Here is a 15,144-nt window from a genome sequence, read left to right on the forward strand (position 1 = left end):
AAAAATATTATACAAACATTATATGATGCTAAAAATTTAAAAATAGAATAAAAAATATTAAGAAAATAGATCAACTTTGTTTAAATAATGTAATTGGGAGAGGAGAACAATTATGAATGATAAATACATTCAACCTTTTATTGATGCAGGCCAAAGTGTAATTAGCCAAGTCACAGGATTAAATACAACTTTAGGTGAAATATATACAAAAGAAGTACCTTACAATAGTGATAGTGTAGTAGTTTTAATAGGACTAACGGGACAAATATATGGTAGTGTAATAATATCTTTGACTAAAAGTTTGGGGTGTAAAATTGCATCTATTATGATGATGGGAATGCCAGTAAATGAATTAGATGAGATAGCTAAAAGTGCCATATCTGAATTATGTAATATGATGCTCGGTAATACGGCAGCTAATCTTTACAAAAATAATATTACTGTAGACATTACACCACCTACAGTGTTTACAGGAAGTAATATGCAAGTAACGCCAAGTAAGGCAATCACAACTTGTATTCCATTTATACTTGATGATGGAGAAATAATAAATATAGACGTGTCTTATAAAGAAAAATAAGTTTATTATATAAGTTTGCACTGTGATTTATACATCTATAGTATGTATAAATCACAGTGCAATTTGTTATACTGATAAAATGAAAAATATATTAAAAGAGAAGTGATTAAAAAAACATCAAATTGTGATATAATAATCATGATTAATCCGCTTCATGAAAAGATAAAAAGGGGAGAAATGATGGAACAGGTATTATCTAATAAAGAAATTGAACTATTACTTGAAAAATTCGAAGCAAATAGTAAAAAAGAAGAAACGAAAATTGAAGAAGGCGCTTATGATTTTAGAAAGCCTCGTAGTATAACAAAAGAGAATATTGAATCCTTAAAAATTGTATACAATAAATATTTAAAGCAGCTAACAAATTATTTTAGTGAGCTTATTAGAGAACCGATAAAAGGCAAATTGATTTCATTGGTTCCAATTGACCAAAAGGATTTAGAACGGATGATTCCTAGAAACAGTACTATTGGAGTATTCAATTGCCAACCTTTAAAAGGAGAATTTCATACTTATATTCCAGATATCTTTCTTGGAATGCTATTAGAAATTATTTGTGGGGCAGATATAGAGGAAATTGCAGGGCTGATGCAAGATAGAATTTTTGCGGATGTAGAAATAACTGAGCTAGAAATGAGTATTGCAGAAGATATAGTAGAGAATATTGTTGAATTTATGCCTTCATCTTGGGCAAGTATTATACCTATAGAAACTAGAATTAAGTATGTTTTATCGCATAAAGAAAATTCTAAATCATTAGATGAAGGAAGCTACTTGTTAATGGCAACTTTTCAATTTGATTTTTCAGGGGTAAAAGGAGAAGTTTATCAATGCATACCTTTTGAAGCTTTAGAGACTATTGCGGAAAAGTTAGTAATGGCAAATAGTGCTTCCAATTTACCGGAAGAAGATAAAAAAAGATATCTTGAGGAAATAAATGAAGCTTTAGATCCTATTAAGGTGAATCTTGAAGTTATACTAGGAAATTCAATTATGAATATAAAAGATTTTCTTCAACTGGAAATAGGGGATGTGCTTCAATTAAATAAGCATATTGAGTCACCTATGGATATGTTTGTGGAAGATAAATTAAAATATAAAGTTATTTCTGGTAAGCAAAAGGGAAATGTAGCGGTAAAAATTGTGGAAATAAATGAAGAGGAGGAATTTTAAATGAGTGATCAGTTTTTATCCAATGAAGAACTAGAAATGCTTTTAGAAAAACATTCAGGAAATGGCCCAGTTAATGAAGTTCAAGAACAACAACCTAAAGCCATAGAAGAAGTTTTTACTGAATTTGATTATGAAAAATCAGAGAATATAGACACACCAAGAAACCTAGACTTGTTACTAGATATTCCCTTAGAAATAAGCGTGGTTCTAGGTAAAACAAAAAAATCTATTAGAGATATAACTAACGTGGTTCCGGGGTCAGTTATTGAATTAGATAAGCCAATTGAAGAGCCTTTAGAAATTTGCGCCAATGGAAAGAAGATTGCTGAAGGAGAAGCTATCGTTATAAACGAAAAGTTTTGCGTTAGGATAACTAAGATAATGAGTAAGAGGGAATTGATTAAGAATTTATAGGACTTTCGCTAAGGGTGGCTTAGCGGGAGTTTTTTTATTGTATAGGAATTTATAAGTATTGATTAATAAGTTGAAAATACTTATAAAGTACATTAAAATATAAATAAGAAGTATAAAAACAAATAAATAACATTAAAATAAATAAATATCATTAAAATACTATTAATAAGTAGCAAATGCGTTTAAAATTTAGAAATATGGATATAATTTTATTAAATAGTAAAAGGGGCAGGGTGAGTATGATGAAATTATTATCGGAACAAGTTTTTAAGCCGGGAGCTTTTCCGGATTATACTTATGTATCAAGGATATCACCAGAATTAAATTTTAATTATGAGATTAGATTAATGCAGGCATTAAAAATATCAGGATGCTTGACTTCAATAGTAGGACCATCTAAGATGGGAAAGACTGTTCTTTGTGAAAAAGTTATAGAATTTGAAAAGTTGGTGGAGGTTTCAGGAGGAGATTTTACTGTTCGTAACGATTTTTGGAAGGTTTTATCTATAAAGGTTGGGTTAGCCCTTGAAGGAGAATATTCTGAAACCCACCATAGTATTAATGAAAAAGCTCAAAAGGGATTATCTAGAACAGAGAGGTATATAGCTAGTAAGGATAAAGTTATAGAGTACTTTAAAGAAGAGGGTAAAGTTTTAGTTTTAGACGATTTTCACTATGCACCAGAAGAGGTTCAGGTGTATATTGCTCAGCAATTAAAAGATGCCATAAGAAAAGAATTTAAAGCTATAGTAGTAACATTGCCACATAGAGCTGATGATGCAATCAGAAAAAATGCTGACTTAAGTGGAAGATTAAGTTTAATTAATATAGAGCCTTGGACTGCAGATGAACTAAAACAAATTGCAATAAAGGGATTTAAAGAATTAAATGCACATATATCTGATGAAATTGCTACACGAATTGCAACAGAAAGCCTTACATCTCCTCAACTTATGCAGTATATATGCTTATCTATATCTACATTAATAGATTTAGATAACGAAACTGGAGAAAGAATAGTTGATGAAACTAAGCTTGAGGATAGTTTTAAATTTACAACTTTGAATTTTGAGTATAGGGATGTTATAAAAACTTTAAAAGAGGGACCAAATACTAGAGGAAAACAAAGAAAGATTTTTGACGTGATTACGGGTGAATTCATGGATGTTTACGGATTAATTATGAAATCATTAGAAGATAATCCTCCATTGATGGAGTTATCACTAGATGAATTAAAAACTAGAATTGATATATTAACAGAAAATTCAGTAGAAAAAGTAGATAAAAAAAGAATAAAGGACGGCTTAAATCAACTTCAAAGCATTATAAATGAAAAAGAAACAATTTTTCAAGTGTTTGAGTGGAAAGAAAATATGTTGTATATTTTAGAACCATTATTTCTATTTTATTTAAGATGGGGTGTTCATTAAAAGTGAGGTGGTAAAGTGCCATTTATAAAAGTAAATAAAGAAGAAGCCATATCTGAATTACAAAATATAATAAGTGAAGCAAATAAAATTAATGAGTTAATTACAAGTGAAGAAAATAAGCAAATTAGTGACTTCTTTAGTGAGTGGCAAGAATGTGTCGAAGAATTATTGAAAAATATTATTGATGATAGTAATTTAGTATCTGAATTTGAATCAGAAACAATATATTTAGAAAACAGTTTTTCTAAATACAGTACAAAAAATGAAGTAACTAAAGCAATAAGTCGAGGAATAAAATTTTTGAAAAGATTACGTGAAGACATTTCCAAGGATGTATACAAAGATAAAAAAATAATTAGTAATGAAATACCTTATGAAATAGCAAATATTATTATAAGAAGAATACTACAAAATTTTCATAAACATATTGAAGCAATGTATCAAAATACGGTACATGGAAGTGCGAGGATATTAAAGTGTGATTTAGATAAAATAAAAATTGGTAATGAATATGATGTTCAAAGAATGTTATATTCAATTATCAAGCCGATTTTTCCTTTGGCAAGATTAGAAGTTGTAGATGATACAAAATATAATTCTATAAGATATGATATTTGTATAGATGAGTATGATGTGGTTATTGAAGTGAAATGCACAAGAAACAGCATGAGTGAAAGGCATCTTACAGAAGAACTAGGATCTGATATTTTTCATTATCAGGCAAGAAATTTATTCTTTTTTATATATGATAAAGAAAAAATAATAAGGAATAAAGACGCATTTATAAAGTCATATACAAAAAAAGATACGGAATTAAATAAAAATATTGAAACAATTGTAATTCAACCAATCTTACTGTGAATTAATCACTTCTAATTGTAGGGGGCGGTTTCCACGCCGACCCGCAACCTGAATTCACGAATAGCAACAAGAGGGCGGGCATGAAAACCCGCCCCTACGATAGTAAAGGAAATTTATCAATTTTAGATAGTTCATCTAGATCCTCAGTAAACCCAAATTTGAAAAATAAGTATAAGAATTTATTTTCAAATTTCCTTAGTCCTCTAATAATTTATATATAATCATGATTTATATAATCATGATTATATACCCTTAAGTATAAAAATATAAGTTGATTTTAGAAATTAATATCTAAAGATAGTCAGAACTGGGTTTTTAGAATAAGTTAAAGGATAAAACAAAGGAAGATATTTCATGTTATATAAAGACATAAATATATAGCAAGTTAGATACTAAAGATTATATAATAAATGAGAGGTGATTATATGGATAATAAAGAATTATTACAAGCTATTAGAGGAATTATAAAAGAAGAACTAAGGGAAGAATTGGCCCCAATAAATAATCGATTGGATAAAATGGATAATAGATTAAATAAAATGGACGATCGATTAAATAAAATGGATAGTCGATTAGATAAAATGGATAATAATATTATAGAAATCAATGAGAATATAAAAGAGTTAAATAAACGTATGGACAAAATAGAAAAAATAGTAACTGATATAGAGCCTAAAAATGCTAATAGATATATAGAAGTGGATGGAGATATAAAAGAACTAAAGGCTGATGTGAAAATTATAAAAGAAGAATTAAATAAAGTTGAAATAGTGACAAGTAAGAATTGTTTTGAAATAGAGTACTTGAAAGCTGTTAAGTAGTTTGTAGTAATGCAGTCTTTTGCACTAATATTACCCAAATCACAGGTACTTGGGTAATATTAGTTTTGAATGAAAAATTTTGTGTTAGAATAACTGAGATAATGAGTAAAAGGAAATTGATTAAGAATTTATAGGACTTTCGCTAAGGGTTGCTTAGCGGGAGTTTTTTTGATATGGTTATAAAAGGTATTAAAAAAGGGAATAATATGTCGATAACAAGTGTGTAGATACATATGATGGTAAAACTAAATGTTTATTAGTTAAAGAAGCAAATATTATTTAGGAGAGTGATGATGGTGTCCTATACTGATAAAAGCATACTTATTATAGGAGGTACAGGGACTATTGGACAGAAAATCACAAAAGAAATTTTGAAAGAAAATCCAAAAGTTATTAGGATATTTAGTAGAGATGAATATAAACAATTTATTATGGATAAAGAAATGCCTATAGAGCATAAAAATAAAATTAGATTTTTAATAGGGGATGTGCGAGATTATGATAGGGTTGAAAGAGCTATGGAGAATATTGACATAGTTTTTAATCTTGCGGCTATGAAACACGTACCTTCTTGTGAGTATAATCCAGATGAAGCTGTTAAGACTAATATCATAGGTGTAGAAAATGTTATAAAAGCGTCAATGAAAAAAAATGTTGAATGTATGGTTTTTACAAGTTCAGATAAAGCTATAAATCCTACTAATGCTTATGGTGCAACTAAGCTTTTAGGAGAAAAATTAGTTCAAGCAGCTCAGTTTAGTAAAGGAATATCCAAAACAAAGTTTGTAGCAGTTAGATTTGGAAATGTTATGGGGTCTAGGGGGTCTGTTATTCCCTTGTTTAAAAAACAAGTACTAGAAAATAAAAGGATAACTATTACTGATAAGGATATGAGTAGGTTTATGATGACTCAAACTCAAGCGGCTAGATTGACAATGAAAGCTGTTTTTGATTCAAAAGGTGGTGAAACTTTTGTACTTAAAATGCCTGTAATCAATTTAGGTGATTTAGCTGAAGTAGTTATAGAGGAAACTTGTAGTAAATTCAAACAAAACTATGAAACAGTAGCTATTGATGAAATTGGAATCAGACCAGGAGAAAAGATGTATGAGGAATTAATGACAGAGGAAGAATCTAGATTTTGTTATGATTTAGGAGATATGTTTGCAGTGATTCCTACAACCTTTAATTTTGAAGATTATGAGGAATATTATAAAAAGCACTCAAAAGCTAAAGTAGGAATGTATAGTTCACATGATGAAACTATTTTAACAAAAGAAGAAGTTAAAGAATTATTAATAAGTGAAAATTTAATATAGAATATGTTAGGGGATATTGAGATGAATATATTAGTAACTGGTGGCGCAGGATTTATTGGTAGATGGGTAGTAAAGAAATTGTTAGAGAATGGTCATAAAATCTTGGCACTAGATAACTTGTCTAATGGTAGAATAGAAAATATAGAAGAGTTTCAAGGAAATAATAATTTTAAATTTGTTAAGGGTGACATAAAAGATGAAGCTTTATTAAGTGGCATTTTTGAGAAAGAAAAATTTGATATTATTTATCATCTTGGAGCATCCATTAATGTTCAAGATAGTATAGATGATCCTAAAACAACATTCTACAATGATACAGTAGGGACTTTTAATATTTTAGAAAAAGCTAAAATTCAAATGTTTGGGAATAACGCAAAAATGAGCGCCGATGAATGGGTTTTAGACAGCCATGAAGAAATACATCCATGTAAAGTAGTTTTTATGAGTACTTGCATGGTATATGATAAGGCTGATGATAATAGAATTAATGAAAAACATCCAACAAAACCAATTTCTCCGTATGGAGCGTCAAAGATTGCAGCAGAAAATATGGTGCTATCATATTATCACTCATATAAATTACCAGCTGTAGTTATTAGGCCCTTTAATACATATGGACCTTTCCAAAAGACTGGTGGAGAAGGTGGAGTTATAGCAATCTTTATAAAAAAAGCTCTAGAAAAACAAGAATTAAATATTTACGGAACAGGAGAGCAAACTAGAGATTTGTTATACGTAAAAGATTGTGCTGATTTTGTAGTTGATGCTGGGTATTGTAAAGAAATTGATGGTGAAATAGTTAATGCTGGAACAGGACGAGATGTTACAGTTAATGAACTTGCTAGAATAATCGCTAAAAATAGAGCGGATATTAAGCATGTAAAACATATACATCCTCAAAGTGAAATTATGAAGTTGTTATGTGATTATTCAAAAGCTAAAGAAATAATGGGGTGGGAGCCTAAATTTACGTTGGAGCAAGGTATAGAAGAGACTGAAGAGTGGATAAAATCAACTAATTTGATCTAGAGGTGTGAATATGGAAGAGATATTGGCAATTAACGGGGGTAAACCTATAAGAGAAACTTTTTTATCTTATGGTAGACAATGGATAGATGAAGAAGATATAAATTCAGTTGTGGAAGTTTTAAAAGGAGATTATCTTACAACAGGTCCTTATGTAAAAGCATTTGAAGAAGCAGTAGCCAACTATGTAGGAGCAAAGTATGCTGTAGCAGTATCAAATGGAACAGCTGCACTTCACATGGCTTGTTATGCAGCAGGCATAAGTGAAGGCGACGAGGTATTAGTAACGGCAATGACTTTTGTTGCTTCAGCAAATTGTATATTATACTGTGGAGGAAAGCCTGTTTTTGTTGATATAGATCCAAAAACGTATAATATAGATATTAATAAAATCGAAGAAAAAATAACAAGTAAAACTAAAGCAATTATTCCAGTTGATTTTACAGGTCAATCAGTGGATATGGATAGAATAAGAAAAATATCAGATAAACATAATCTTATTATCATTGAAGATGCAGCACATGCTTTTGGTAGTGAATATAAAGGGAAAAAAGTTGGAACTATTGCTGATATGACAGAATTTAGTTTTCATCCTGTAAAACCTATAACCACAGGTGAAGGTGGCGTTGTGGTTACTAATGATGAAGAACTATATAATAAGATGATGTTATTTAGAACTCATGGAATAACAAGAGATAGCGAACTTTTAAGTGAAAATCATGGACCTTGGTATTATGAACAATTAGAATTAGGTTATAACTATAGAATTACTGATATTCAGTGTGCTTTAGGTTTAAATCAGATGAAAAAAATAGATATGTTTGTTGAAAAAAGAAGAGAAATCGTAAAAAAATATAATGAAGCTTTTAATGAAATAGATGAAATAGTTACACCTTTTGAAGAGGAGTTTTCAAATTCAGGATGGCATATATACGTTATCAAATTGAATTTAGATAAATTGAAGTGTTCTAGAAAAGAGATATTTGAAGTATTGATAGCGGAGAATATTGGTGTGAATTTACATTACTTACCTGTATATCTTCATCCTTATTACAAAAAATTGGGATACGAGAAAGGTCTATGTCCAGAGGCTGAGAGACTTTATGAGGAAATGATTACGTTGCCGTTGTTTCCTAAAATGACAAATGAAGATGTAAAAAATGTTATTGAAGCTGTTAAGAAAGTTATTAATTATTATAGAAAGTAGGGATAATATGAAAGTAACTGCAATTATACAAGCAAGGATGGGATCCACAAGACTATCAGGAAAAGTAATGAAAAAATTGTTTGGAAAAACTATATTGCAACATGTTATTGAAAGAGTGAGCCAATCTGAATTAATTGATAATATTGTTATTGCAACTACTAACTTAGAGAAAGACGATAAAATTGTAGAAGAAGCTAAAAAATGTGATGTTCAATATTTTAGAGGTAGTGAAGATGATGTACTAAGTCGTTACTATTATGCAGCTAAAGAAAATAACTCGGATATCATTGTTAGGATAACATCCGACTGCCCGTTAATTGACCCTAATATAATAGATGAAATAATAGAATTTTATAAAACACAAAACTATGATATTGTTACTAATGCAGGGGCTGATTTATTACAAAGAACTTATCCTAGGGGACTTGATACAGAGGTTTTTTCTTTTAAAATGTTAGAAGAAGCCTTTAATTGTGCTAATGAAAAATATCAAAGAGAACATGTGACACCATATATTTATGAAAACAGGAATGAAATTTATTATTATAAGAATAAAGATAATTTTTCAAATTATAGATTGACATTAGATACTAAGGAAGATTTTGAATTAATAACTAATATATATGAAAATTTATATAAAGGAGAACATGATTTTTATTTAGATGAGATAGTGCAGTTGTTTAATGAAAAACCAGAATTGACTAAAATAAATGAACATGTGGAACAGAAGAAGATTAAATAGAGTACAAATAGGGGTAAGTAGATATGAAGGTTTATATTTTTACTGAAGGTAGTTCAAAAATTGGATATGGGCATATAGTTAGATGTAGCGCTTTATATCAAGAATTAGAAAAAAGAAACATAGATGTTGAGTTTGTAATAAATGGAGGCAAAGAGATTGCTGAAGTAGAGGTATTAGAGGGTAAAAAAAAATTGATAAAAAATTGGTTATCAAAAGATTTTCTAATAAATCTTTTGAAAGAGGATTCATACAGTATTGTTGATTCCTATTTAGCAGAACAATATATTTATGAAATAATTTCTAGCAACTCAACAAAAGCTTTATTTATAGATGATAATGCTAGAATTAATTATCCAGATGGAATAGTAGTAAATCCTTCGATATATACTGATGAATTAGATTATTCTAATAGTGGCAACATTGACTACCTATTAGGAAGTAAATACGTAATTTTAAGAGATTCTTTTAAGAGTGGTAGAAGAAAATGTATAAAAAAAGATATAGAAGAAATTCTTATAGTTTTAGGAGGGTCAGATATAAGAAATTTGACACCTAAAATATTGAGTTCATTAAAAGTTGAATATCCCAATATAACAAAGAATGTAATAATAGGAAAAGGATTTTGTAATATTGAACAAATAAAAAGTGTAAAAGATAAAAATATCAATTACTATTACAATATAGATGGAAACCAAATGAAGGAATTAATGCTAAAATCTGATTTGGCAATTTCAGCCGCAGGCCAGACAATATATGAATTAATAAAAACAGAAACTCCATTTATACCTATACAGGTAATTGAAAATCAAAATAATAATATTAAGGGTTTACTGAAATATAATATTGCACATAAAGTTCTAAAATCACAAAGTGATAATATAATTGATGAGTTATTAAAAGAAGTAAAATATCTTATTAATTATCAAACTAGACTTACTTTAAATATAAAGCTTACTGGTTTTATAGATGGATTAGGTAGTGCAAGAATAATTAATAAACTATTGGGAATTGATGAATTATGATATATGAAGTTTTTTTGAGAAAAGTAAAAGAAGAGGACATGGATGAAGTTTTTAAGCTTTCTAATGAAGATTATGTGAGGCAATACTCACTAAATAAAGAAAAAATTAGATGGGAACATCATGTAACTTGGTTTTCAAAAGTGATGCAATCCCCAAATAATGTTTTTTTTGTTGTCACAAATAAAGATAATGAGTTCTTTGGACAAATAAGATACAAAATTGAATATAGTACTGCTACAGTTAGTATTAGTTTATGTGAAAAAATAATTGGTAGAGGATTAAGCTATAATATTTTGATTAAAAGTATGGAAAATTTAAAAAAAGAGTACAGAGATATAAAAAGAATTTATGCAGTTATAGCTATTGAAAATATTCCATCAAAAAAATTGTTTGAAAAGGCAGGGTTTAAGTATTTAGAAGTTAATAATGAAATAATGAAATATACTTTTAGTTATGAATAGAGGAGAATCCAATTATGAATGTAGTTAGTTTTAATACACTTAACAAGGTTTTTATTATTGCGGAATTATCAGCAAATCATGGACATGATATTAACATAGCAAAAGAGACTATAAAAGCGGCAAAAGAAGTAGGGGCAGATGCAATTAAACTGCAAACTTATACTGCTGACACAATAACAATAAATTGTGACAACGAATACTTCAAAATAAAGAGTGGCACAATTTGGGATGGAAGAACACTTTATGATTTATATAAAGAAGCATATACACCTTGGGAATGGCAAGAAGAACTGATAAAATATGCAGAAAGTATAGGATTAATATGTTTTTCAAGTCCTTTTGATAAAACAGCTGTGGATTTTTTAGAAGAACTTAATGTACCAGCTTATAAAGTTGCCTCCTTTGAAATAACAGATATCCCCTTAATCGAGTATATAGCATCAAAAGGCAAACCAGTAATTATTTCAACTGGAATAGCTACACTAAGCGAGATTGAAGAAGCTGTTAATGCTTGTAGAAAAATGGGCAATAACCAAATTGTATTGTTAAAATGTACCTCTGCATACCCAGCAAAAATTGAAGATGCAAATCTAAGAACAATACAAAATTTAAAAGATACATTCAATGTTGAAGTGGGATTATCGGATCATACATTAGGAAGTACTGCATCTATTGTAGCAGTTGCATTAGGTGCAAAAATAATAGAAAAGCATTTTATTTTGGATAAAAATATAGGTGGCCCTGACGCTTCGTTTTCTTTAGATAAAAAAGAATTTAAACAATTAGTTGAATCCGTTAGAGATGCAGAAAAATCTATGGGAAAAGTAAGCTATGATTTAACAGAGAAAGTTATAAAAAGTAGAGAATTTTCAAGGTCTTTATTTGTAATTAAAGATACTAAAGCAGGAGAACTTTTAACAGAGCAGAATATAAGGTCCATAAGGCCGGGATATGGATTAAAACCAAAACATTTAAAATCAATTATAGGCAAAAGAACAAAAAAAGATGTTTTAAGAGGAACTCCGCTTTGTTGGGATATCATTGAAGAGTAATAGATAAAAATAAAATGATAGAAGCTTTATTTGGATATAAAAAAGCGCGAAAGGATAGGATCTAATGAATAAAGTTATTGAATATATTGAAGATGCACAACAAAGCATATTTAAATATAATATTAGCGAAATTACAGAAAACATAGGAAACATATGCAATGAACTAGAGGATTTAATTAAAGAGTTTGAAGATAAAGATAGAGAACAACTTAATGAAATACTATACTATATAAATATGTCCTTAACAAATAAGGATTATTTATTATGTGCAGATGTTCTAGAATATGAATTGAAATATTTTCTAGAAAATAGAGTGTCTTAGGAGGAAAATAAGGTATGACTATATACGAAAAAAACTTAGAGTTTTTTAAAAACTATCTTGATGTTGTATATAAGACAATAACTGAAGAAAAAAATAATTATGATACGATAATAGAAGACATAGAAGATAACATGAATTGTATTGTTCAAAATCAAGATACTAGATGTTTTATACATAGTATTTATTCTAAAGATAGAGAGATTAAAGAAGCTTTTGAAAATGCTGATTTTGAAGGAAGCATCTTAGTTATCTTTGGATTAGGTTTTGGAAATTCTATGAAGTATATATCAGAAAATTTTAAAGAATTAAAAGAGTTAATAATAATAGAACCGGATTTGAATCTTTTTAGAAGAATATTAAAAAGCATAGATATTAGTGATATACAAAAGTTTTTTCTGGGTAAAAATGTAACGTTTATAATTAATAAAACTGAAGAACTTACATCAGAAGCGTTAACAAATAAGTTAAATAAATCAGCTAATTTAAAGTTAGAATTTATAGAAAATATAGCATATAAATCTTTATATAATGGATATATTGGAAATGTTAAAGAAGGGTTTATTAAGAGCATAAGGCAGATAAAAACCAATGTAGCTACAAATGATTCAAGCAAAGAAATGTGGGCTTCAAATATTATCAAAAATATAATGATAAAACCAGATTCAAACCTAGAATCATTTATTGATAAATTTGAGAATAAAACGGCAATTATAGTTTCAGCAGGACCTTCATTGAATAAAAATATTCATTTGCTAAAGAAAGTTAAAGATAAGGCAATTATATTTGCCCCAGGAAGTGCAATAAAGATTCTAGATAGTTATGGGATAGTACCTGATTTTAGATTTGCAATGGATGCATGGGAGTCTGAAAATAGAGTTTTTACAGATATTAACACTAGCTCTACTGCATTGGTTTATAGCAATAGTATTTATGACGAGATCTTGCCTAGTTATAAAGGTAAAAAGATTAATATGGTATTAAATACAGATTTTTTATCTAAATACATTTATAATAAACTAAAAATTAGTGTTGTTGAAATAAACTCAGGTTATTCTATAGCTAATGTGGTCTTATCTGTTGTAGCTAAAATGAGGTTTAAAAAAGTAATTTTTATGGGGCAAGATTTATGTTACACTAATGGAGAATTGTATGCTAAAGGGTCATGGACAAAAGAAAAGATGGAAGGTAGAGAAGGTCTTATAAAAACAAAGGATATATATGGTGAAGATGTATATACTATTAGTCCATTTTTAAGTATGAAATATTTATTTGAAAATATTATAGCTAGTAATTTTAATATTGAATACATTAATGCTACTGAAGGTGGACTTCGACTAGAAGGGGCTACAAATAAAAAATTTGAAGAGTGCCTTATAGATTTAAATAAAAGTGAAAACATTGAAGATATAAAAAAATCAGTTTTTATGGGAAATAAAAATGAAGACTATGAAAATAGAACTTTTCATATTTTATTGGATATACAAAAGGAATGTGAACAAATATTACAAATTAATAATGAAAGATTAAAAAAGATAAAAAGATTAAGTAGGTATATAGAAAAAGGTATGGGAATAAATAAATTATATATGGAATTAGAGAATATAGACAAATATAATGAAAAACTAAATGAGGGTGAGTTTTATAAAGAAGTAATAATACCTGTGTTAAGGGATACGTTTTACGCAATAGAATCAAATTATGGTTACAATGGGGAAGATAAGCAAAAGATAGTTATATCAAAAGAAACTATATGGGAAGGATATAGCAGTCAAGTAGATAAATATTTAAGATTATTAATGTCATTAATAGATGAAGTCAAAAACAAGTTTATTAAATTTGAATAATTAAGAAAAACTAAACTTTTATAAAGGGAAAGTTTAGTTTTTCTTAATTACCCTATAAAAATTTGTAATAAATGTACGATAATAATAATGTATATAAAATTAGGGGTGATATTATGAAAATATATAACAATAATTATTTTGATAAGAATATATATAAAAACAACTTACCAGACAAAATGGGCAAAAAAGTTAATAGTGAATCAAAAATTTCTGGTGGAAATAATGGAGATAGAGTTGAGATTTCCGAAGAAGGCATAAAATTTAAGGAATATGTAGATAGAGTAGAGCAGATAGATAAAGCTAATCTATCTAAAATTGAGGATATAAAAAGTAAGATTCAAGAAGGAAAGTATGAAGTTTCTTCAGAAAAATTAGCAGAAAAAATTATGGAGAGATTTTCAATGATGGAGGGTGAATAATGGACATTTTTCACTTATACGAAATAGAAGAAAATTTACTAAAAAATTTAAAACAATGCTTGGAAAAAGAAAAGAATATTCTCATTAAGAGTGATTGGGTAAAAATGAATGACTTGATAAAAGAGAAACAAGAAATACTTAATGTGATAACCTTGCTTGAAAAAGAAAGAATGGATTTAGGTGAGGAAAATATAAAAAACATGGAAAAAGCCAATTCAAATAAAAATTTTCATGAAAATAAAATAAATATAAAAAAATTAATTATAGAGATACAAGAACTAAATGAAACTAATGTTTTATTGACTAAAAGTTCTTTGAATTATACAAAAGTGATGTTAAATAGTTTGGGCGTTAATAATAAAGCTAATACCTATGGAGCTAATGGTAAGGTTGGAAACAATTCTAATAATATGAATATATCAATCAATCAATCTGTATAAAGAAGGGGATA

Annotated in this window: 17 protein-coding genes; all 17 read left to right on the plus strand. The window is 28.2% G+C overall.

Going from position 1 to position 15,144, the window contains the following annotated elements:
- Positions 1 to 112: 112 nt before the first annotated feature.
- The 17 genes from BUB83_RS13295 to BUB83_RS13375 all read left to right on the plus strand — a co-directional run bounded on the left by BUB83_RS13295 (position 113) and on the right by BUB83_RS13375 (position 15,133).
- A complete protein-coding gene (locus BUB83_RS13295; RefSeq protein ID WP_073338955.1) occupies positions 113 to 580 on the plus strand; it encodes a chemotaxis protein CheX in 468 nt (155 codons plus the stop codon).
- 180 nt (positions 581 to 760) lie between these two features.
- A complete protein-coding gene (locus BUB83_RS13300) occupies positions 761 to 1,753 on the plus strand; it encodes a flagellar motor switch protein FliM (RefSeq protein ID WP_073338956.1) in 993 nt (330 codons plus the stop codon).
- Positions 1,754 to 2,167 (plus strand): flagellar motor switch protein FliN, encoded by a 414-nt coding sequence (gene fliN / locus BUB83_RS22960; RefSeq protein ID WP_073338957.1) that lies wholly within the window; start codon positions 1,754 to 1,756, stop codon positions 2,165 to 2,167. It abuts the gene before it with no gap.
- Positions 2,168 to 2,406: 239 nt separating this feature from the next.
- Positions 2,407 to 3,597 carry a TniB family NTP-binding protein gene (locus BUB83_RS13310; RefSeq protein ID WP_073338958.1) on the plus strand — a complete coding sequence of 397 codons (1,191 nt, stop codon included), beginning with the start codon at positions 2,407 to 2,409 and terminating at the stop codon, positions 3,595 to 3,597.
- A gap of 15 nt (positions 3,598 to 3,612) precedes the next feature.
- Positions 3,613 to 4,458 carry a PD-(D/E)XK nuclease domain-containing protein gene (locus tag BUB83_RS22475; protein ID WP_073338959.1) on the plus strand — a complete coding sequence of 282 codons (846 nt, stop codon included), beginning with the start codon at positions 3,613 to 3,615 and terminating at the stop codon, positions 4,456 to 4,458.
- Between the two features lie 425 nt (positions 4,459 to 4,883).
- Positions 4,884 to 5,279 carry a hypothetical protein gene (locus BUB83_RS13320; protein ID WP_073338960.1) on the plus strand — a complete coding sequence of 132 codons (396 nt, stop codon included), beginning with the start codon at positions 4,884 to 4,886 and terminating at the stop codon, positions 5,277 to 5,279.
- Positions 5,280 to 5,572: 293 nt separating this feature from the next.
- Complete coding sequence (locus tag BUB83_RS13325) at positions 5,573 to 6,598, plus strand: SDR family NAD(P)-dependent oxidoreductase (protein ID WP_073338961.1); 1,026 nt, start codon at positions 5,573 to 5,575, stop codon at positions 6,596 to 6,598.
- 21 nt (positions 6,599 to 6,619) lie between these two features.
- Positions 6,620 to 7,627 (plus strand): dTDP-glucose 4,6-dehydratase, encoded by a 1,008-nt coding sequence (locus tag BUB83_RS13330; RefSeq protein ID WP_073338962.1) that lies wholly within the window; start codon positions 6,620 to 6,622, stop codon positions 7,625 to 7,627.
- Between the two features lie 10 nt (positions 7,628 to 7,637).
- Positions 7,638 to 8,831 carry a UDP-4-amino-4,6-dideoxy-N-acetyl-beta-L-altrosamine transaminase gene (gene pseC, locus BUB83_RS13335; RefSeq protein WP_073338963.1) on the plus strand — a complete coding sequence of 398 codons (1,194 nt, stop codon included), beginning with the start codon at positions 7,638 to 7,640 and terminating at the stop codon, positions 8,829 to 8,831.
- Between the two features lie 7 nt (positions 8,832 to 8,838).
- A complete protein-coding gene (locus tag BUB83_RS13340) occupies positions 8,839 to 9,573 on the plus strand; it encodes a cytidylyltransferase domain-containing protein (RefSeq protein ID WP_073338991.1) in 735 nt (244 codons plus the stop codon).
- 23 nt (positions 9,574 to 9,596) lie between these two features.
- Positions 9,597 to 10,595 carry a UDP-2,4-diacetamido-2,4,6-trideoxy-beta-L-altropyranose hydrolase gene (pseG, locus tag BUB83_RS13345; RefSeq protein ID WP_073338964.1) on the plus strand — a complete coding sequence of 333 codons (999 nt, stop codon included), beginning with the start codon at positions 9,597 to 9,599 and terminating at the stop codon, positions 10,593 to 10,595.
- Positions 10,592 to 11,056 carry a GNAT family N-acetyltransferase gene (locus BUB83_RS13350; RefSeq protein ID WP_073338965.1) on the plus strand — a complete coding sequence of 155 codons (465 nt, stop codon included), beginning with the start codon at positions 10,592 to 10,594 and terminating at the stop codon, positions 11,054 to 11,056. The genes pseG and BUB83_RS13350 overlap by 4 nt, the downstream gene beginning before the upstream one ends.
- Positions 11,057 to 11,070: 14 nt before the next feature.
- On the plus strand, positions 11,071 to 12,108 hold the full coding sequence (gene pseI / locus BUB83_RS13355; protein ID WP_073338966.1) for a pseudaminic acid synthase: 1,038 nt from the start codon (positions 11,071 to 11,073) through the stop codon (positions 12,106 to 12,108).
- Positions 12,109 to 12,172: 64 nt separating this feature from the next.
- A complete protein-coding gene (locus tag BUB83_RS13360; RefSeq protein ID WP_073338967.1) occupies positions 12,173 to 12,430 on the plus strand; it encodes a hypothetical protein in 258 nt (85 codons plus the stop codon).
- Positions 12,431 to 12,444: 14 nt separating this feature from the next.
- Positions 12,445 to 14,274 (plus strand): motility associated factor glycosyltransferase family protein, encoded by a 1,830-nt coding sequence (locus BUB83_RS13365; RefSeq protein WP_073338968.1) that lies wholly within the window; start codon positions 12,445 to 12,447, stop codon positions 14,272 to 14,274.
- Positions 14,275 to 14,387: 113 nt separating this feature from the next.
- Complete coding sequence (gene flgM / locus BUB83_RS13370) at positions 14,388 to 14,693, plus strand: flagellar biosynthesis anti-sigma factor FlgM (RefSeq protein WP_073338969.1); 306 nt, start codon at positions 14,388 to 14,390, stop codon at positions 14,691 to 14,693.
- Positions 14,693 to 15,133, plus strand: a complete 441-nt coding sequence (locus tag BUB83_RS13375; protein WP_073338970.1) for a flagellar protein FlgN — start codon at positions 14,693 to 14,695, stop codon at positions 15,131 to 15,133. The genes flgM and BUB83_RS13375 overlap by 1 nt, the downstream gene beginning before the upstream one ends.
- Positions 15,134 to 15,144 lie beyond the last annotated feature (11 nt).

The organism is Clostridium grantii DSM 8605, assembly GCF_900129965.1.
Classification (GTDB): Bacteria; Bacillota; Clostridia; order Clostridiales; family Clostridiaceae; genus Clostridium_AF; species Clostridium_AF grantii.